This is a genomic window from Janthinobacterium woesei (genome assembly GCF_051380875.1).
Lineage (GTDB): Bacteria > Pseudomonadota > Gammaproteobacteria > Burkholderiales > Burkholderiaceae_D > Janthinobacterium.
Genome location: NZ_JBNYXW010000022.1, coordinates 54,388 through 72,621, shown reverse-complemented (window position 1 = coordinate 72,621; position 18,234 = coordinate 54,388). Strand labels below are relative to the sequence as shown.

Annotated in this window: 16 protein-coding genes; 3 read left to right on the top strand and 13 right to left on the bottom strand. The window is 62.0% G+C overall.

What is annotated here, in order from left to right:
* Positions 1-6 precede the first annotated feature (6 nt).
* The 11 genes from ACQ4W6_RS22935 to ACQ4W6_RS22885 form a co-directional block, all read right to left on the bottom strand.
* Positions 7-960, bottom strand: coding sequence for a hypothetical protein (locus ACQ4W6_RS22935; RefSeq protein WP_436569479.1), 954 nt, complete (start codon positions 958-960; stop codon positions 7-9).
* 262 nt (positions 961-1,222) lie between these two features.
* Positions 1,223-1,597: a DUF8785 domain-containing protein gene (locus tag ACQ4W6_RS22930; RefSeq protein WP_436569478.1), complete on the bottom strand. Its 375-nt coding sequence runs from the start codon at positions 1,595-1,597 to the stop codon at positions 1,223-1,225.
* Between the two features lie 23 nt (positions 1,598-1,620).
* On the bottom strand, positions 1,621-2,877 hold the full coding sequence (locus ACQ4W6_RS22925) for a TerD family protein (protein WP_436569477.1): 1,257 nt from the start codon (positions 2,875-2,877) through the stop codon (positions 1,621-1,623).
* Entirely contained in the window at positions 2,874-3,860 is a 987-nt protein-coding gene (locus ACQ4W6_RS22920; RefSeq protein ID WP_436569476.1) for an HpcH/HpaI aldolase/citrate lyase family protein, read from the bottom strand. The genes ACQ4W6_RS22925 and ACQ4W6_RS22920 overlap by 4 nt, the downstream gene beginning before the upstream one ends.
* Positions 3,853-4,968: a cysteine protease StiP family protein gene (locus ACQ4W6_RS22915; protein WP_436569475.1), complete on the bottom strand. Its 1,116-nt coding sequence runs from the start codon at positions 4,966-4,968 to the stop codon at positions 3,853-3,855. Before ACQ4W6_RS22915 ends, ACQ4W6_RS22920 begins: the two co-directional genes overlap by 8 nt.
* Positions 4,965-5,717: an HAD family hydrolase gene (locus tag ACQ4W6_RS22910; RefSeq protein ID WP_436569474.1), complete on the bottom strand. Its 753-nt coding sequence runs from the start codon at positions 5,715-5,717 to the stop codon at positions 4,965-4,967. The genes ACQ4W6_RS22915 and ACQ4W6_RS22910 overlap by 4 nt, the downstream gene beginning before the upstream one ends.
* Positions 5,695-6,858, bottom strand: a complete 1,164-nt coding sequence (locus ACQ4W6_RS22905) for a phosphoribosyltransferase domain-containing protein (protein ID WP_436569473.1) — start codon at positions 6,856-6,858, stop codon at positions 5,695-5,697. The genes ACQ4W6_RS22910 and ACQ4W6_RS22905 overlap by 23 nt, the downstream gene beginning before the upstream one ends.
* A complete protein-coding gene (locus ACQ4W6_RS22900) occupies positions 6,855-7,892 on the bottom strand; it encodes an ATP-grasp domain-containing protein (protein WP_436569472.1) in 1,038 nt (345 codons plus the stop codon). Before ACQ4W6_RS22900 ends, ACQ4W6_RS22905 begins: the two co-directional genes overlap by 4 nt.
* Positions 7,893-8,024: 132 nt before the next feature.
* Positions 8,025-8,744, bottom strand: coding sequence for a TIGR00266 family protein (locus tag ACQ4W6_RS22895; RefSeq protein WP_436569471.1), 720 nt, complete (start codon positions 8,742-8,744; stop codon positions 8,025-8,027).
* 63 nt (positions 8,745-8,807) lie between these two features.
* Positions 8,808-9,383, bottom strand: a complete 576-nt coding sequence (locus ACQ4W6_RS22890; RefSeq protein ID WP_436569470.1) for a TerD family protein — start codon at positions 9,381-9,383, stop codon at positions 8,808-8,810.
* A gap of 102 nt (positions 9,384-9,485) precedes the next feature.
* On the bottom strand, positions 9,486-10,565 hold the full coding sequence (locus tag ACQ4W6_RS22885; RefSeq protein ID WP_436569469.1) for a DUF475 domain-containing protein: 1,080 nt from the start codon (positions 10,563-10,565) through the stop codon (positions 9,486-9,488).
* A 246-nt stretch (positions 10,566-10,811) separates the two neighbouring features.
* On the opposite strand from ACQ4W6_RS22885, the gene ACQ4W6_RS22880 reads away from it, so the two are divergent.
* From ACQ4W6_RS22880 to ACQ4W6_RS22870, 3 genes are all read left to right on the top strand, one after another.
* Positions 10,812-11,237, top strand: coding sequence for a divergent PAP2 family protein (locus ACQ4W6_RS22880; protein ID WP_436569468.1), 426 nt, complete (start codon positions 10,812-10,814; stop codon positions 11,235-11,237).
* 243 nt (positions 11,238-11,480) lie between these two features.
* Positions 11,481-12,659 carry an efflux RND transporter periplasmic adaptor subunit gene (locus tag ACQ4W6_RS22875; protein WP_436569467.1) on the top strand — a complete coding sequence of 393 codons (1,179 nt, stop codon included), beginning with the start codon at positions 11,481-11,483 and terminating at the stop codon, positions 12,657-12,659.
* A 3-nt stretch (positions 12,660-12,662) separates the two neighbouring features.
* Positions 12,663-15,884, top strand: coding sequence for an efflux RND transporter permease subunit (locus ACQ4W6_RS22870; RefSeq protein WP_436569466.1), 3,222 nt, complete (start codon positions 12,663-12,665; stop codon positions 15,882-15,884).
* 95 nt (positions 15,885-15,979) lie between these two features.
* Here the strand turns inward: ACQ4W6_RS22870 and ACQ4W6_RS22865 are convergent, their stop codons facing one another.
* Both ACQ4W6_RS22865 and ACQ4W6_RS22860 read right to left on the bottom strand, forming a co-directional pair.
* Positions 15,980-16,282 carry a hypothetical protein gene (locus ACQ4W6_RS22865; RefSeq protein ID WP_436569465.1) on the bottom strand — a complete coding sequence of 101 codons (303 nt, stop codon included), beginning with the start codon at positions 16,280-16,282 and terminating at the stop codon, positions 15,980-15,982.
* A gap of 395 nt (positions 16,283-16,677) precedes the next feature.
* A complete protein-coding gene (locus ACQ4W6_RS22860; protein WP_436569464.1) occupies positions 16,678-18,078 on the bottom strand; it encodes an L-cystine transporter in 1,401 nt (466 codons plus the stop codon).
* Positions 18,079-18,234 lie beyond the last annotated feature (156 nt).

The window sequence follows — 18,234 nt, the reverse complement described above, 5'->3', positions numbered from 1 at the left end:
AAGCCATCAAAACTTCCGTCCCACCCCCACCAGTATCACATCGGCATCGCGGTGATAATCCGTGATGACGCGGTTCCACGCCACTTGCGCCACCCAGCGGCGGTTGAAGTGGTAGCGGCTGGCGGCCGACAACAGGCCTGTCAGGCGCGTACCGTGGCCCTGTATGTCGCGCCCATCCCAGGCAAGGTAAGGGCCGGCGCCCATGCCGAATTCCACCTTTTCATTGAGCGAACGGACCAGCCATAGCTGAGCGGCAGCGCCGCGCCGGTGCGCCAGGTCGGTGCTGCCTTCGTCGACGACGGTGGCGGTCCAGTCCACATATTTTCCCGCCGCGCGCCGATATTCCAGGGTGAACGGGCGCGAAGTCTCCGAGCGGAAGCTGTTGATGATGGTCTGGCCCGTCGACATGGTGAAAGTGTCGTCGTGCGCCCAGTTCTGCAAGTGCAGCTTGGCGCCCGGCACGCCGTCGTAGCGGTAGCCCGCACCGACCAGCAGATGCGTGGTGGCGTCCTTGCCATTGGGCAAGATGCGGTTCACTTGCGCTTGCGCATACCAGCGGTTGTCGAATTGCCAGCGCGCCTGCAGGCTGAAGATGGAGCCCCAGCCGTGGTCATTGTCAAAATTGTGGGGAGCGTCGTCGGTCTTGGCCGTGTCGAAGAAAAAGTAGCGGCCCACGCCGGCGCCGAGCATCAGGCCCTGCTCCACGTTTTTGGTGCGCAGCCAGACTTGGCCGGCCATGCCGTCGCGGTGATGGTCTTCCGGGTGCCCTTCATTGATGTACGACAAACTCATGGCATTGTAATTGCCCACCGGCTGCGTGTAGCTGATGGCGGCGACAAAGGTGCGCTCATTGCTAGCGTTGACTTTCAGGGCGCCGGCCATGCCCGACAGATCCTGTGCCTGGGCGGACAAGGGAAGTGTGGCGGCCAGCAGGGTCAGGGCGGCAAGGCGTAGGCGCATGGTGTTTCCAGTGATGGTGATACATGCTGAAGGTCGGCTGGCTGAGCGTCTTGCACTAGCGCAATAATCACGCACCTTGACTGCATGCGTAAAACTTCTCAGTCAGAACTAATGACGAGTGTATAAGAAAGTGAGAATGTGTGAGGCGCGCGAGCAATTTATTGCTGAAGGTTATTGCTGGAAAGAAATTATTGCGGAAGACAGGGGAAGGGGGCGCCGGCACGAGAATGGCTGGCCGGCGCCGGACTGCTGGACTGCTGTGTTACTGGCTCAGCACGACCTTGCTGGCATAGTATTCCGTCTCGCCGAAGCATTGTGACGGCACGCCCTTGTGCTGGCTGTAGGTGACGAGGATGCGCTTGCCGGATGCCGCCGTCAGCTGCTTGGCCACGTCTTCATCGCGCACGCTGAACTGGAATTTTTCCGGGATGGTGCCCGGCAGCGCCGTCAGCAGCAGTTCACCTTCCCAAGTCTTGCAAATCCAGCCCCGTTTGGAGAACTTTTGCAGGTAGCCCGCCCGTTCGCCTTCCGAGTACGAGAAGCTGAGGGTCGTCCAGGCATAGGCAGCGAGCAGCAGGAAGCCGGCCACGAGGAAGATGACGAAGGCGAAGGTGACTTTTTTGGTCGTAGGGGTCATGGTAGGGTTATCAGGTTAAAGAATCAGTCCTTGCGGCCGGCTTTCCAATTGAGGCCAAAGTTGTATCGTTCGTCCATGGCCTGGTGCGCCGTGATTTTACCTTGGCCACCGAAGTATTCCACCAATTTTGTCACCTGCAGGTTGCCGCCGTGGTTTTCCAGCATGGCGATGGCGCACATGGCGTGCTGGCTGTCTGTATCGAGGCGTACTTCGACGGTAGGCTGGCCGGGAATTTCGATCGTCACCATGCCATCGGTGGCGGCCCAATTCGGCACGCCTTCGTAGATGAAGGCATACACCAGCACGCGCTTGATCTGGTCGAAGTGGGTACCGTTGATGAAGATGTTTTCGCCGCTGCTGACGCTGCCCGTGCGGTCGTCGCCTTCCAGATGGATGTAGGGCGGCTTGTCATACGCGCCCCAGCTGTTGCCCAGCGCCTGTACCGCACTTTTTGTCCCATTGCCCATTTCGAACAGGCAGCCGATATCGAGGTCGATGCCGCCCGAACGGCTGGCCGGCTTGTTGAACAGTTTGCCGAGGAAGCCCGTGTCGAGCTTCGAGGCAGGTGCCTGGCCTTGCGCGGCGTTCTGGTTCCAGTTCAGGTTGACACGGATGCGGCCATAGCCACCGCTGTCGCGCTTGTCGAGCGAGATCTTGTCGCCGCGCTTTTCCAGGCGGATCTTCGACAGCGAGATCTTTTTCGCCGCTGGCGGCGCCGCCGGCGTGGGCACGGCAGCAGGGGCCTGCGTCGGTGCCGGCGCCGGTGAAGATGCGCCAGCCTCGCTGCCGCCAAAGTGCGTCAACAGCGCTGCCAGGCCGCCGGCAAAGCCCTGGCCCACGGCGCCGAAGCGCCAACTGCCGTCGCGGCGATACAGCTCGCCGATGATGACGGCTTTTTCATCCTGGAAGTCGGCGCCTGAAAAGGCAAACGTGGCCGCCTGGCCCAGCGCCATGTTTGACGCCCCCAGCGCGCGCATGCTGCCTTGCTCCGTCGCCGCCGTAAATACCAGTTTGTCGATCGAGGCGGGCAGGCGGGAAAGATCCACCTGGAAGACCGAACGGGGGCCGTTCAAGTCCACCGTGATGGCGTTGTCCGGCGCGCTTTTCTGGTTGAAGAACACCATGTAGCGGTCGTCCGACAGCTTGCCGGCGGCATCGACGCCGAAGCAGCTGACGTCTACTTCCATCGAGCCCGATGCGATATCGAGAGTGACGGCAAAGGGACCATTCAAGCCCAGGTCAGCCAGTTTGCCTTTTTGTCCGCGTGTGAAATTGGTCATGGTCGTGCCGTCCCTTCGTCGCTGGTGGATTTAATCAATGCGTGATTTGAATTGGATGCCGTGGTGCCGTCGCCGGCATGGCGGATGCCGAACAGGCGCGCCTGCTCGATGATGCGCAGCGCCCAGCTTGAGTGGGTCGCCACTTCGCACATCGATTCCTGCATGCGGAACACGGCCGGGCTGTCCGGGTCGATGATGCGCAGCGCCAGTTCGATATCCGACTGCGCCACCTGGTAGTGGCGCTCGATCTGCGGCACCTGATCCGGGTGGATGGCGGTCTTGGCGATCATGCCGTGCGCCATGTCCTGCGCCACTTCGGCGTCCAGCCAGCTGCCCTGCGACAGGTGCTCGAAGACGGGCGCCGTCAGCTGGAAGCCGTGCGGCTTGAAGATCGTCACCAGGCGGCCGATGACCTGGCCCAGCGGCGTCTGATAGATGGTGCCGCTGGTGGGGCGGCGCAAGCCCAGCAACGCCAGCAAATCGTTGCCGCCGATGCGCAGTGCCAGGATGCGGCGCCGCACTTCCGGCGCGGACAGGGCGAGGCGGAACTGCTTCATTTCCTCATCGTCGAACACTTCCGCCGTTTCCAGCGTCGGCATCAGCAAATGATGCGTATGGCGCACCAGTTCGAAGTAGGCGAAAAAATTGTGGCGCGTGGACTTGGGCAGCACGAAGCCACTCAATTTGTCGGCGCCCGGCATGCCCAGCACGCGCGCCAGCACCTCGACATTGCGCACGCGCACGAAGCGCAAAGTGTCCGACGCGTCGCACATGTTTTGCAGCGTCAGCGACAGGTTGAACAGCGCGTAACTAAGATCGCGTTCGGCGATGGCGTCTTCGGTGCACAGAATCACCGAACGCAAATGGCTCAATTTGTCGCCATTGGCAATGGCCAGCAAGTCCTTGTGCGTGGTCGGCACATACATGGAGGCGCCCAGCGCCGCCTTGTGTTCACTTTGCGGATGTAGGGCGTTGTTATCCATCGACTGCGCTCCTGATGAGGGCGACCGCCTGATAGGGCAGCGCCGGTTCTACGGTGACGGGTATGGCTTTTTCCTGCGCTAGAAGCAGCAAATGTGCCACGTCCGGTGCATTCGTGTCGCGCACGATCAGGCGCTCGGGAACGCGGCGCAGCAGCACGCGCGTTGCCTCGCCGATGCCCGGTTTGATCAGGTTGATGTCGCTGATGCCGTATTCCTGCTGTGCCTGGGCCATATAGGCTTGCGAACGGGCCGCCATCGCCGGCGCATCGGTTGCTTCGGCCAGCGGAATGCCGCTGCTGGCGGCGATCGCCATGGCGTCAGCCACCAGGCCGTCGGCGAAATCGCGCGACTGGTCGTGCGCCTCGAACTGCGCGTAGTACACGCAGCCATGGAAATCGTCGGGGCCGATGGCATCGTTGAGCACGGAGCGGCTGACCAGGCCTGACACGGTGGCATTCAAAATGCTCGATGGGATCAGGTAGTCGCTCGATGAGGCGGCGCAGGCGGCCGTGCCGGCCAGGTCGGACAGCACGAACAGGCCGCCGTCAATGGCCATGCCATGCGCGGCATTGTAATCATTGACCGTCTGGCGCAGTTCGCGCGAAATCACGCCCTTGCCGGTCCAGCCATCGACGAAGACGATGGAGTCAGCCGCGTGGTCCTGCGCCAGGATATGTTTGAGGGCATTGGCGTCGATGCCGCGGTCGCGGATGATGGAGACGGAGTAATGGCTGCATGCGCGCTGGAAGACCTGGCGCAGCAAATGCCCCAGGATGACGCCCACGGGCGTGCCGGCGCGCGCCAGCGAGACCAGGGTGATGGGCCCCGCGCGGCGCGCCGCGATCAGGGCGGCCAGGCGCAGGCAGTCGCGCGCCATTTGCAGGCGGTTGGCGGCAAACGCACTCTGGAACAGCGCCAGGTAGGCAGGCGAGGGCAGGGACTCGGGCGACAGCATCTCGCTGTAGTGGCGCAGGCCTGACTGGATCAAACGTTCCTTTTCGGCCAGGTCGCGGATCGGTTCGAGCGCCATCGGCGTGAGGAGGACCTCGACGTCTTCCTGACGGTAGCTGCCGCTGAAATGCTGCGTGCCCTGAACCTGTGCATTCATAGCGCCGCCACGGTGAGGGCCGCCAGCTGGGTGCCGTTGGGGATGATGGCGTAGTCGCAGGCGGCCATGAAGCGCGCATCCGAACGGCTGTCGCCCATGCCGAAGCTCAGGATGGGGCCATGTTCGGCTTCCAGCTCCGCGCGCAGATAAGCCACCGCACGCGCCTTGTTCAGCGTTTTTGGCAGCACGGCCAGGTTGTTGCCGTTGCGGTGGATGAAGTAGTCGGCGCCTTCTGTCGCGATCCACTGCTGCAGCACTTGCTCTTCGATGTCGGCCAGGCGTTCGCCGCGCGCTTCATGGTCCTTGACGACGATGTAGAACGGCGTGTTGTAATCCTCGATCAGGCGCGCACGCGAGGGCATGCCTGCCTTGAGCTGGAAATCGTCGATGATGCGCATGGCGTCCTGCAGACCGGGCAGCGCCGTCTGCATGTCGCTTTGCATCAGCGCCAGCCAGCCCGCGTCGAGCGCGCCGCCCGGCTGCAGCACGATGCCGCCGTAATCGAGCACGCTGTAGCTGGTAAATGGCAGGTCGACGCGGCGAAACGCGTCGCCATTTCTCGCCGTGGCGGGAATCAGGGTCATGCCGCTTTGCGCAAAGTCAAAGAAGGCGCGCTGGCGCGCCGTCGTATATGAGCAGGCTTCGCCATTTTTCAAATAGGCAGCCGGCTGCAGATCGGTCTCGCCGGGGCATTTTTTCGGGGTCTGGAACAGTGTGTCGTCCAGGTCAACAAACAGGAATTTCTTCAATTTTGGTCTCTGACTGAAAGTGGAACAGGCGGCCGTTCAACTGGCCGGCGAGTTGCATGAGGGCCGGGCTGGCCGGGGTTTCATGGCAGATAAATACGTGCTGGTACTGGCCAGGCGCCACGTTGTACAAATAGTTGGCGATGCCTTCGCCGTAATTGTCGTCGCAGGAGACGATATGGCCGACGGAGCCCCACGACAGAATCGGCGAGCGCGTGGTGGACTGCACCACCACGCTCTTGCCCAGCGTTTCCAGTTCGCGCGCCAGCAGGAACGACGGGTGCATGAATTCGCCCGTGCCCAGCACCAGCACGGAGTCGCCGGTGGCGATTTCCTGCGCCAGCTGCACTGCCAGGCCCTGCGGTGGCGTCAAGGCGCGGCCTACGCCGATGCGCCCGAACGCTGGGCTGGCGCCGCGTTCCTCGTTGGCCTCGAAGCGCTGCGCGCTGCCGGCCACCGGAGCCGGTGCATCACTGGCCTGGAATTCGTAGTGGCCGGAAAGCGCCGCGCCGATGCTGGTGGGCAGGCCGAAACGCTGCGTGAGGCCCGCGTTGGCGGCCTTGCCCATGAAATTGGTGATGACGCCCAGGTGCAGCTTTTCCAGCTGCGGATAGCGCGCGCGGCACACTTGCACCAGGTTGCCGAAGGTATTGCCGGTCGACGCTTCGTCGTCGATCAGCACCAGGCTGCGCGCCGTCGAAAAGAAGGCGCTGGCCGCGTCCGATAAATGCAGGAACTGGCGCGGCGCATGGCTGTGCGACTCTTCGAATTCGAAGAAGGGCACCGTGCCGACGCGGTAGCGCGAACTGTGCAGGAACAGCGCCTTGCAGGAATAGCCAGGATTGGCGCGCAGCCAGGCTTCGAACACGCCCTGGCCCAGGCCGACGGCCGTTTCGGCCATGGCGATGAAGACCACGGGGCCGGGCAGGCTGGGCGGAATTTGCGCCGCCAGGTCATCGTGGATGGCTTCCATGGCGCGCGGCGTGACGGGCCAGTGCTTGCCCAGTACCTTGGAGAGGAAAAGAAAACCGCGCTTGGCGTTGGCGCGCGCGGCAAAGCCGATCAGCGAGTCCAGCGGAAAGCGCGCCTCGTCCACCTTGAGGGTCAGTTCGCCCGTGGGCATCTGTTGCTTGACGAGCTTCATGGCAGTTCCACGGCGTAGGCGGATTCGCCCACGCGCATGCCCTCGCGGATGGCGGGCACGCTGAGCTTGTCAAAGCCCTGGTCGAAACCTGCCAGCGCCAGGTAGGGCAGATTCGGGCCTGCCGCGCAGGCCATGCCGATGCCGCCCGACATGCGCGGGTTGATTTCCAACAAAGCCAGGCCATTCGCGCCCTCGCGGAACTGGATGTTGAACACGCCGTTCAGGCGGTAGTCGCGTGCCAGTTTTGCGCAGGCCGCCAGCAGGTCTTCGCGCAGTTCGATCAGCTGGCCGCTGCCGCCCGCGTGCAGCTTCTTGCGCGGCACGGCGCACACCAGCGCGCCCTGGTTGGCGACGCAGTCGGCGCTGTATTCGTAGCCATCGAGGTATTCCATCAGCAGCAGGGTCTTGAAGGTTTTCAACTGCGCCAGGCCGCTGCGCAATTCCTGCGCATTGATCTGGTAGGCGGCGCCGGCCAGCAGCAACTGGGCGCTGGAACGCTCTTCATCGAGCACGGCAAAGCCCAGGCCATACACGGATTCGGACGGCTTGATGCACAGCTTGCGGTGCAAAGGACGCAGCTCGGCATAGGCGGCGTCGTATTCTTCGATGCTGGTGACGGCGCGATAGTCGGCCGGGCGCGCCAGGGCCAAGTCGAGGCCGTCGCAGAAGCGCGCCTTGTCGTGCATCAAGGCCAGGGTATCTTCACTGGCCACGCTGAGCACGCGTGTGCCGATGGCGGCGAAGCGCGCACTGGCGCTGCCGATCAGGCCCGCTTCCTTGCCGGGCCAGAAAATCGTGATGTTGCGGTCGCGGCAAAACTCCAGGCACCACTCCACATAATTGAGGCCCGTCAGCCCCGATGGCTCGACGGCGTATTCGTGGGCCGACAAAAAAGCCGCCGCGTGCGCGTTCGTATTGCTGCACACGATATGGTAGCGCGGCTTGCCGCCAGTGGCGGCCAGGTCGGCCTCGCGGATCAGGCGCATGGCCGTGCCGACCGAGGAAAATGTTTTGTTGAACCAGACTCTTTGCATGTACGGTGACCGGGTAAAGAAAGGGAAAGCCGCGCGCAGGTGCGCGCGCGGGAATTCTAAGTGGCCAGACTTAACCTGGCCTTAGTAGATTTTTTTGAACTACAAACTAGCAGCGCAATTTGGCCAGCTTTCTTAGCTAGCCTTGCCCGTAGCTGTCCACTTCAGGAAGGCGTCGCGGTTGCGCGAGCAGATGAAGACCTTGCCCGAGCCGGAAAAGCGCAGCACGATGCCTTCGCCGCTGGTGACGCTGTTGACGATATTGCCGAGGAAGCCGCCGATGCCGCCGCCGCTGCCTGCACCGCCGCCCGTGGTCACGGAAATGTCGTATTTCAGGCTATTGTCCCAGCACACCACGTGGGAATTGTCGATGACGACATCCTTGCCCGGCTCGACGTCGAGCTGGAACATGGAGCCGAAACCGGACACCACCACTTGTCCCGTGCCGGCCGTCTCCATGACGAAGAAGCCGCCCGACTGGGCGAACAGCGCGTTGCCGATGCTTTGCGTGCGCACCTTCATTTCCGTGCCCGAGGTGGCGGCGACGAAGGCGCCGTCATTGAGCAGGTATTGGCGGGCACCCACGTCGACTACTTCGATGGCGCCCGGCAAGGTCGGCGAGAGCAGGCAATCGCCGCTGCCGCGCACCGCTTCGATATGCTGCTGGAAGAACGATTCGCCATTGGCGAAGCGGCGCATGATGGCGCTGCCCAGGCCACCCGTCATCTTGCCTTTCAAGTCCAGCGCCGTCTCCATCATCACCATCGCATCCGATTCGCAATAGATGGTTTCGCCCTGCTTCATGCTGACGTGGAGGAAAGGATCGACGTCGCCGGTGACACTAAATACTGGCATGGTAATCTCCAAAAAAAAGCCGCCTGAAAACGTCCAGGCGGCTGTGTTTAGCGCATATGACGTTTAAGCATTCACACCGAACGAGCGTGCGAGGGGGCCGAGGCCGCCGTTGAAGCCCTGGCCGATGGCCTTGAACTTCCATTCGCCGTTGTAGCGGTAGATCTCGCCAAAGATCATCGCCGTTTCGGTCGAGCTGTCTTCTGACAGGTCGTAGCGGGCGATTTCTTTTTCGCCTTCCGCGTTCAGGCAGCGGATGAAGGCTTTCGAGACCATGCCGAAGTTCTGGCGGCGCGCGTCGGCGTCATGGATCGTCACGGTGATGCTGACGCGGTCGATCTCGGCTGGCACGCGCGACAGGTCGATTTCGATGCGCTCATCGTCGCCTTCGCCTTCGCCGGTGGTGTTGTCGCCCGTGTGGACGACGGAGCCGTCGGTCGACTTCAGGTTGTTGTAGAAGATAAAGTCAGAGTCGCCACGGACTTTGCCGTCGCTTTTCAGAAGGAAAGCGCTGCCGTCAAGGTCGAAGGTGGCGCCGTCGGTCGAACGAGGATCCCAGCCGAGGCCGACGATGATCTTCTTCAGGTTCGGTGCTTCCTTGCTCAGGTTGACGTTGCCGCCTTTTTGCAAACTGATTGCCATGTGGTGCTCCTTTTCAGTAATTAAACTCAATTATGCCTTCATGGGATGAGCGCCAGGGCGCTCGTGCCATTACTCTCTCAATTGGGGGCGGAACCCCCGATTTCAAGTTTGTGCCGCGTGCCGCTTGCGATAACGCAAGGACGACCACAGCGAGACGAGGATGAAGGCCACGCCCGACAGGCCCGTGAACCACTCCGGAATATGGTACTTGACGGATGCCAGCATGATCAAGGCCAGGATGCCGATCGCATAATGGGCGCCGTGTTCGAGGTAGACGAATTCGTCCAGGGTGCCCTTGTGGACCAGGAATACCGTCATCGAACGCACGAACATGGCGCCGATGGCCAGGCCCAGCATGATGATGACGACATCGTTGGTGATGGCAAAGGCGCCGATCACGCCGTCAAAGCTGAACGAGGCGTCCAGCACTTCCAGGTACAGGAAGCCGCCGATGCTGCCGCGCGCCACCGTTTTCACCAGGTCGCCATTGCCGCTCTTCGCTGGCGCAGCGTCTTCCTCGTCGTTCTGCAGGTCCGGTTCGCCTTCCTCCAGCAAGCCGCTGATCCAGTTCACGCCGATGTAGACGGCGATGCCGACGATACCGGCTGCCAGCACGCTGTATTTTTCATCGACTGGGCCCATGGCCACGCAGGCGGCCACGGCGCCCATGGTGATCAGGATGGCCAGGCCCTCGGTGCCCAGGGCGTTGACCTTTTCCTCGGCCCAGCCCAGCCAGTGCAATTCTTTTTCATCGTCGAACATGAAGTTCAGGAACACCAGCAGCAAGAAGGCGCCGCCGAAGGCCGCCACTTGCGCGTGGTTGTCCGTCAGGTGCTTGGCATACACTTCCGGCGTGGTGGTGGCCATGGTCCACACATCGACCAGGCCCAGGCCCGTGGCAACGGAAACGATGACCAGCGGGAACAGCAGCCGCATGCCGAAGACGGCCACGAGGATACCTACCGTCAGGAACAGTTTTTGCCAGAATTCATTCCAGTGGCGCAAGACCGAGGCATTCACCACCGCATTGTCGAACGACAACGACACTTCCATGATGCCCAGCACGCCTGTGATCCACAGGGCATTGATCATCCCGCTCGTGCCGCCGTGGCTGTAGCCCCACCAGCCGGACACCGCCATCAGGATGAAGGTAACTAAAAAAGAAATTCTGAAATGCCGCATGGGGACCCCGTTGCAAGTGTGAAAGACGTTTGATTATCAGCGCCGCGCATCGCGCCGCACCCAGTGTTGATATACGTCAATTGTTGTATACGCCATGATTTTATATTATTGCCGCTGCGCGCGGCGTTTTGTCGGTGTCGACAGACAGTTCTGCTGGTGCGCTTGATCTGCGATAATTGCGGCGCGCCTGCCTGGCTGCCGCAGCCCCTGACACACACTACATATATATAGAAGAAGGAATACCCCGTGGATATCGCTTACCTCGTCACGCCCCTGATCACCTGGATCCTGGTCGGACCGATCAAATTCCTGATCAACAGTGCCCGCACGCGCCAATGGGCGTTCGGCCTGGTCGGCAATGGCGGCTTTCCCAGCAACCACAGCGCCGTCGTTTCCAGCATGGCGACCCTGATTGCCTTGCGCGAAGGCATCGGCCATCCCGCCTTCGGCGTGGCCGTCACCCTGGCTTTCATCGTCATCATCGACGCCAACAGCCTGCGCCAGCACGTGGGCAAGCAGGCGGCGGCCATCAACCGCCTGGCCAGGGAGGCGGGCAGTGCGGCGCACACGACGCTGCGCGAGCGCATGGGCCACACGCTGGTGGAAATCACTGGCGGCCTGTGCACGGGCGTGGTGATCGGTTTCCTGGTCAATGTCGTGTTCGGCCGCTAGGCGTCATTGCCCCCCCCTGCAAAACCCCGCCTGAAGGCGGGGTTTTGCGTTTCAGGGCGTAAAAACTACGTTTCATCCATTGATTAAAGCATTACAGGAAACCGCCGATTGACATGGCCAGACACGCTCATGGATACTTTGGCGCTTGTGGTTTTAATAAAACAATAAATACCTGCCTATCGCTTGCCTGCCCTATCCGGGCCGCCGGGCTGATAGCGGTCCAATCTATCCGGAGAGTTATCCATGTTGCGCAAAACCCTGTTTGTTCTGGCAATCGCTTCTGCCTTGGCCGCCTGTGGCAAAGAGTCTAAAGATCCTGGCAAAGGCACTGGCAAGGACGGCAAGGACGAGAAGGCCAGCGCCGCCGTCAATTTACTGGTATCGCCGGAAGACTTGCTGACCATTCAAGGCAATGCGCTGGCGTCCGGTCCCGTCATCACCGGCTCGGTGCAGCCTGAGCGCAACGCCGACCTGCGCGCCGAAGTGTCGGCCGTGGTGATCCAGGTACTGAAAGAGAATGGCGAAGCTGTCAAACGGGGCGACGTGCTGGTGCGCCTGGACGAAACGTCGATCCGCGACAGCCTCAATTCGGCCGAGGAAGCGAGCCGCGCCGCCAGCCAGGTGCTGGAGCAGTCCGAACGCATGTTCCAGCGCATGAAAACCCTGCGCGCCTCGGGCATGACTTCGACGCAGGCGCTGGAAGACGCGGAAATCCGCCGCAACAATGCGCAGAGCGACCTGTCGGCCGCGAAGAGCCGCGCCGTGCAGGCCCGCCAGCAGTTGCAGCGCACCCTCGTGCGCGCACCGTTCGACGGTATCGTCAGCGAGCGCAAGGTATCGAATGGCGATACGGCGCAAATCGGCAAGGAATTGATCAAGGTCATCGATCCGACCAGCATGCGCCTGGAGGGTCTGGTCTCGGCCGACAAGATCGGCGTCGTCAAGGTGGGCCAGCCGGTGTTGTTCCGCATCAATGGTTATCCGGGACAGGATTTTGCGGGCAAGGTGCGCCGGGTCGACCCTGCCGCCAACGCCATCACGCGCCAGGTGGCCGTGCTGGTCGATTTCAATGACAAGGAGCAACCGAGGGTGGCGGGCCTGTATGCGGAAGGACGCATCGAAGCGGCCACCGTCAGCGCGCTGATGATCCCCGATTCGGCCCTGGTGAAGGCTGGCGACCAGACCTATACCTGGAAAGTCAAGGACAAGGCCTTGCAGAAGGCCGTCTTGCGCATCGGCGCGCGCGATGTGCGCACGGGCCAGTGGGAAGTGCAAAGCGGCCTGGCCAGTGGCGACACCGTGCTGCGCACGCCGGGCTCGACCTTCAAGGATGGCCAGAAAGTCGAACTGACTGCCGCCAAGGCCGTGCCAGCGGCCGCCATGGCCAGCAGCAGCACCGCCGTTGCCGGTAAAGGAAACTAAGCCATGTTCCTTTCCGATTTCAGTATCAAGCGGCCCACCGCCACCATCGTCCTGATCCTGGCGATGATGTGCGTCGGCTTGCTGGCGCTCAAGAAACTGCGCGTCAACCAGAATCCGGACGTCGAAGTGCCGTTCATCGTCGTCAGCATTCCTTACCCTGGCGCATCGCCCGATACGGTCGAGCGCGAAGTGGTCAACCGCTTGGAAAAGTCGCTGCAAAGCATTTCCGGCGTGACCGAGGTCAATAGCAGCGCCAACGAAGGCTCGGCCAGCATCTTCCTGCAGTTTTCGTTCAAGACCAACCTGATCGAGGCCTCCGACGATATCCGCAACGCCATTGCCGCCGTGCGCTACAAGCTGCCGACGGAAATGCGCGAACCGATCCTGCAGCGCATCAACCCTTCGGCCGAACCGATCATGCAGCTGGCCTTGTCGTCGAGCACGCAAAGCCATGCGGAAATCTCGCGCCTGGCCGAAGACGTGCTGTCGGACCGTTTCCGCGCCGTCGATGGCGTGGCGCTGGTGAATGTGGGCGGTTCGCTGAAACGCGAACTGTCTGTCCTGCTGCGCGCGGAAAAGTTGCGTGAATACAATGTTTCCGTCAGCGATGTGGTCACCGCCTTGCGCAACCAGAATACCAACGCGCCGGTCGGCAAGGTGCGCGGCACCCTGGACGAGAAAAGTATCCGCCTGGTGGGCCGCATCGAGTCCCCAAGCGATTTCGAACAGGTGGTGATCAAGCGCCGCGGCGAGGAAATCGTGCGCCTGGCGCAAGTGGCGACCATCCAGGATGGCTTTGCCGAAATCAACAGCTTGAGCGTGCGCAGCGGCAAGCCCAACGTGGGCATATCGATTACCCGCGTGCGCGATGCCTCCACCGTCAGCGTGGCCAACAAGATCCGCGACATGATCGGGGAAATCAACAAGACCTTGCCGAAAGGCACGCAGTTGCAAGTAACGCGCGATGGCGGCGAGAACGCCCAGCATAGCCTGAACAATGTGATCGAATCGCTGGTGCTGGGCGCCGTGCTGACCATTTTCGTCGTCTACGCCTTCCTGAACTCCTGGCGCTCGACCCTGATTACGGCGCTGAGCCTGCCGACTTCCGTGATTGCCGCCTTCATTGCCGTGTGGCTGTGCGGCTTTACCCTGAACTTCATGACCCTGCTGGGCTTGTCGCTGGCCATTGGCGTGCTGATCGATGACGCCATCGTGGTGCGCGAAAACATCGTGCGCCACATGCAGATGGGCAAGGATCGCCGCACGGCGGCGCTGGAAGGTACAGCCGAGATCGGCATGGCCGTGGCTGCCACGACCTTCTCGATCATTGCCGTCTTCATTCCCGTGGCTTTCATGCCCGGCATCTCGGGCGAATGGTTCCGTCCGTTCGCCCTGACGGTGACGTGCTCGGTGCTGGTCAGCCTGGGCATCTCGTTTACGCTCGATCCGATGCTGTCGGCCTTCTGGGGCGACCCGGTCGAGGAACATGCGGCGCCGAAAAAAGGCATCGGTCGCGTGCTGGAGAAATTCAATCACTGGTTCGACCACCAGGCCGACCGCTACGGCAACGTCATCGCCTGGGCCCTGCATCACCGCCGCTGGATGGCCGTGATCGCCTTTGGCAGCCTGGTGGGCGCCATCGCGCTGCACGCCACGCACGGTGGCACCAGTTTCCTGCCAGCATCCGATTCGGGCAACCTGATGATCAATGTGCGCACGCCATCGTCGAGCAGCATCGAGTATTCGCGCCTGAAACTGGAAGCGGCGGCCGTCCTGGCGCGCTCCTTGCCTGAAACCAAGGATACCAACAGCTCCGTCAATGCGAACGGCGGGCGCGTGTATGTCGATATCGGCAAGCGCAACACCCGCAAGCGTTCTGCCAAGGAAATCGCAGTCGAGCTGCGCGAAAAGATGTCGCGCCTGGTGGGCGCCGAATACGTGGTGCAGGACGACTTGAGCAACGGTTCGCAAAAACCGGTCCAGGTGGAATTCACAGGGCCGGACTCGCGCAAGCTGATGGAAATAACGAATGCCTACATGGACAAGATGCGCCTGATCCCTGGCGCCGTCGACGTCGGGCTGTCCGAGCAAGACCCGAAGAACGAGTTGCAGATTGAACTCAACCGTGGCCTGGCCAACTCGATGGGTATTTCCGTCAATGATGCAGCGCAATCGTTGCGCGTGGCGTTTGCCGGCGTGGAAGTGGGCGACTGGGTCGATCCGACGGGCGAGACGCGCGACGTGGCCGTGCGCCTGCATCCCGACGACCGCGTGGCGTCCGAAAACATCGAGCGCCTGCCGATCAGCGTGACGGGTACCTCGCAAATGGTGCCACTGGACCAGATCGCCACCATTACCATGGGCAAGGGCCCGTCCGGTATCGAGCACAAGAATGGCAAGCGCACGATTACCGTGTCGGCCAATGCGCAGGGCCGTTCGAACGGCGAAGTGACTACCGACGCCATGAATCTGGCCAAGGCCATCGATTTTCCTCCCGGTTATGGCCTGGCGCTGGGCGGTGCCGGCCAGGACCAGCAAGAGCTGTTCACGGAAATGCTGATCGCCCTGGTGATGGGTATCGGCCTGATGTATTTGATCCTGGTCATGCAGTTTGGTTCCTTCACGGCGCCGGTGGCCGTGATGATGTCCTTGCCGCTGAGCCTGATCGGCGTGGTGGTGGCCCTGGTGATCACGAATAACACCCTCAACCTGATGAGTTTTATCGGCATCATCATGCTGATGGGCCTGGTGGCCAAGAACGCCATCTTGCTGCTGGACGCGGCGCGCAAGCGCGAGGAAGAAGGCTATGGCCGCGAAGACGCACTGATGTATGCGGGCCGCATGCGTCTGCGCCCCATCCTGATGACGACGTTTGCGCTGATCGCCGGCATGTTCCCCGTGGCGCTGGGCCTGGGCGAGGGCGGCGAGTTCTACCGCCCACTGGCGATCGCCATCATCGGCGGCACGATCACCTCGACGATTTTGACCCTGCTGGTGGTGCCGACCTTCTATGACAGCATCGAGATCGCCCGCGATGGCGCCGTGGCCAAGTTCCACCGCCGTGCCGAACGCATGCCCGTGGCTGTAGCCATGATCCTGACCCTGCTCGAATGCGTGCTGACCTTGCTGATGCTGCGCTTCGTCTACCGCATGCTGAAGATGGCGGTGCAGTTCCTGATGGGCCGCCGCACCCTGAAGGCCGCTTCGGTCAGCCTGCAAAAGTAAAACCGGGCCAGGGCCAGCTTGCGCTGCGCCGTGGTATTTCAAGAGCCTTCTGCGGAAGGCTCTTTTTTTGCCTGCAGAGTGGCCAGCACACTGCGCTAGCTGTTGCGCGGCGGCGGCGAGCCCGTGCCTGTCGCCGCTCCCGGTGGGGTGGCGTTGGCGGGCGGCTCGCCTGGTGGCGGCGAGGTGCTGCCTTCGGGACTGGTGGTGGTGCCGGGCGTGGTCGATGGCGTAATGGCTGGTGGCGTCTTTGGCATGGTGGCCGCTGGCGCCGTTGCCGGCTCGGTGGCCGCTGGCGTGGTGGTGCTGGTATCGCTGCGCTTGTTGCAGCCGCCCAGCAGCGCGCAGACGATGGCGCTGGCGAGGAGAAGCTTGCTGGTAGTTGGGAGTGGAGCCGTCATGATTGTTCCTTTTCGGTGAAAGGCTATCGTGGGAACGCATGCCTCGCACGCCTGGCACGCCTCAGCCGCCTCCATCACTGGCAGCTGGAGCACGCTGGCATTGCTTGCAAAAATTAGAGTAGGCGGGTGGGCGCAGGTTCACCGGCGTTACAAATCAGCGGCGCTGGGATGGTGCAAAGAGAGCCTGGTTTGATCTGCAACAAACCTACAGCCGAAACGCTGGCGAGATGGGGCAGGCCATGGCATATCCTGACTGTTGGTGAAGGTCAGGTCATGCAGGCTGTTCAGGCAGACCGGCGGCTTGCCCTTGTGCTGGCCGGGAATGGGCGCGCCTGTAGCGGCGCGCCCGGGAGGCGTGCTTATATGACTAAATAATGCAACAAACAGATGGGCAATTACGCCGTGTGTTCCGCTTCGTCGAGGTCGGGTGCGTCGTCGCTGTTGTAGACGGCCAGGTCGGTCTCGCCCATGACGCGGCTGGTGACGGTGCCGGCCGTAATCGATCCGCTGACGTTCAGCGCCGTGCGGCCCATGTCGATCAGCGGTTCGACCGAGATCAGCAAGCCGGCCAGCGCGACGGGCAAGTCCATCGCCGACAGCACGATCAGCGCGGCAAACGTGGCGCCACCGCCCACGCCGGCCACGCCGACGGAACCGATGGTGATGATGGCCAGCAGCGGCAGCAGGAAGCTGACGGTAAATGGATCGACGCCCACGGTGGGGGCGATCATCACGGCCAGCATGGCAGGGTAGATGCCGGCGCAGCCATTCTGGCCGATGGTCGAGCCGAACGAGGCGGCGAAGTTGGCAATGCCTTCCGGCGTGCCCAGGCGCTGGGTTTGCGTCTGCACGCTCATCGGGATCGAACCGGCGCTGGTGCGCGAGGTGAATGCAAACGCCAGCACGGGGAAGACTTTCTTCATGAAGCGCAGCGGGTTCAGGCCCGTGCCGGCGATGATGGCCAGGTGCACCAGGAACATCAGGATCAGCGCGCTGTACGAGGCGACGACGAAGTTGATCAGTTTCAGAATGTCCGTGTAGCTCGATGAGGCAACCACTTCAAACATCAGCGCGAACACGCCGTATGGCGTCAGGCGCAGCACCAGTGTCACCATGCGCATGACGATGGCGTGCGCCACTTTCATGAAGCTTTCGAAGGAAGCGAAGATTTCCGGCTTCTTGGCGGCGATGCCGGTGGCCGAGATGCCGATGAAGATGGAGAACACGACCACGGCGATGGTCGACGTCTTGCGCGCGCCCGTCATGTCGAGGAAGGGGTTGGTCGGCACGAAGCTGACCAGCAGTTTCGGCAGCGACAGGGCTTTTGCCGTTTCCAGCGAACCTTGCAACTGCACGCCGCGCGCCACTTCGGCGGCGCTGGACGTCAGGCCGACAGCCGTCAGGCCGAACAGTTTGGCCATCAGGATGCCCAGCGCGGCGGCGATCGTGGTGGTAATGAGCAGGGTGCCGATGGTCAGCGCGCTGATCTTGCCCAGCGAACTGGCATCCTTGAGTTTTAAAATGGCGGAAATGATGGACACCATGATCAGCGGCATGATGATCATTTGCAGCAGTTTTACATAGCCGCTGCCGACGATGTCGATGTATTCATTGGTGCCAGCGATGATGGGCGAGCCGGCGCCGTACAGCGCTTGCACGGCCGCGCCCAGCAGCACGCCCAGGCCCAGGCCCGTGAAGACGCGCACGGTAAACGTCGCGTGGTTGCGTTGCTGGTGGAACATGAAGGCGAAGACGATCAGCGCAACGAGCAGGTTCAGGATGATGTTAATTGCCATAAGTGGGCCTTATCTTGGTTTTATTCGACACTGCAGTGTGCACATGCAACTTTGCTACAGGTAACAGCTGCCCCAGCCCGGGGCGGAAGGGCAAGCACTGTACAGTACTATGCTGGCGTTCTGCATAATACCGCTGCGAATATTACGCTATATGAA

Bases quoted from the DNA above. Each gene is read 5' to 3' on its own strand.
- ACQ4W6_RS22935 (WP_436569479.1), bottom strand. From the start codon at position 960: ATGCGCCTACGCCTTGCCGCCCTGACCCTGCTGGCCGCCACACTTCCC.
- ACQ4W6_RS22930 (WP_436569478.1), bottom strand. From the start codon at position 1,597: ATGACCCCTACGACCAAAAAAGTCACCTTCGCCTTCGTCATCTTCCTC.
- ACQ4W6_RS22925 (WP_436569477.1), bottom strand. From the start codon at position 2,877: ATGACCAATTTCACACGCGGACAAAAAGGCAAACTGGCTGACCTGGGC.
- ACQ4W6_RS22920 (WP_436569476.1), bottom strand. From the start codon at position 3,860: ATGGATAACAACGCCCTACATCCGCAAAGTGAACACAAGGCGGCGCTG.
- ACQ4W6_RS22915 (WP_436569475.1), bottom strand. From the start codon at position 4,968: ATGAATGCACAGGTTCAGGGCACGCAGCATTTCAGCGGCAGCTACCGT.
- ACQ4W6_RS22905 (WP_436569473.1), bottom strand. From the start codon at position 6,858: ATGAAGCTCGTCAAGCAACAGATGCCCACGGGCGAACTGACCCTCAAG.
- ACQ4W6_RS22900 (WP_436569472.1), bottom strand. From the start codon at position 7,892: ATGCAAAGAGTCTGGTTCAACAAAACATTTTCCTCGGTCGGCACGGCC.
- ACQ4W6_RS22895 (WP_436569471.1), bottom strand. From the start codon at position 8,744: ATGCCAGTATTTAGTGTCACCGGCGACGTCGATCCTTTCCTCCACGTC.
- ACQ4W6_RS22890 (WP_436569470.1), bottom strand. From the start codon at position 9,383: ATGGCAATCAGTTTGCAAAAAGGCGGCAACGTCAACCTGAGCAAGGAA.
- ACQ4W6_RS22885 (WP_436569469.1), bottom strand. From the start codon at position 10,565: ATGCGGCATTTCAGAATTTCTTTTTTAGTTACCTTCATCCTGATGGCG.
- ACQ4W6_RS22875 (WP_436569467.1), top strand. From the start codon at position 11,481: ATGTTGCGCAAAACCCTGTTTGTTCTGGCAATCGCTTCTGCCTTGGCC.
- ACQ4W6_RS22870 (WP_436569466.1), top strand. From the start codon at position 12,663: ATGTTCCTTTCCGATTTCAGTATCAAGCGGCCCACCGCCACCATCGTC.
- ACQ4W6_RS22865 (WP_436569465.1), bottom strand. From the start codon at position 16,282: ATGACGGCTCCACTCCCAACTACCAGCAAGCTTCTCCTCGCCAGCGCC.
- ACQ4W6_RS22860 (WP_436569464.1), bottom strand. From the start codon at position 18,078: ATGGCAATTAACATCATCCTGAACCTGCTCGTTGCGCTGATCGTCTTC.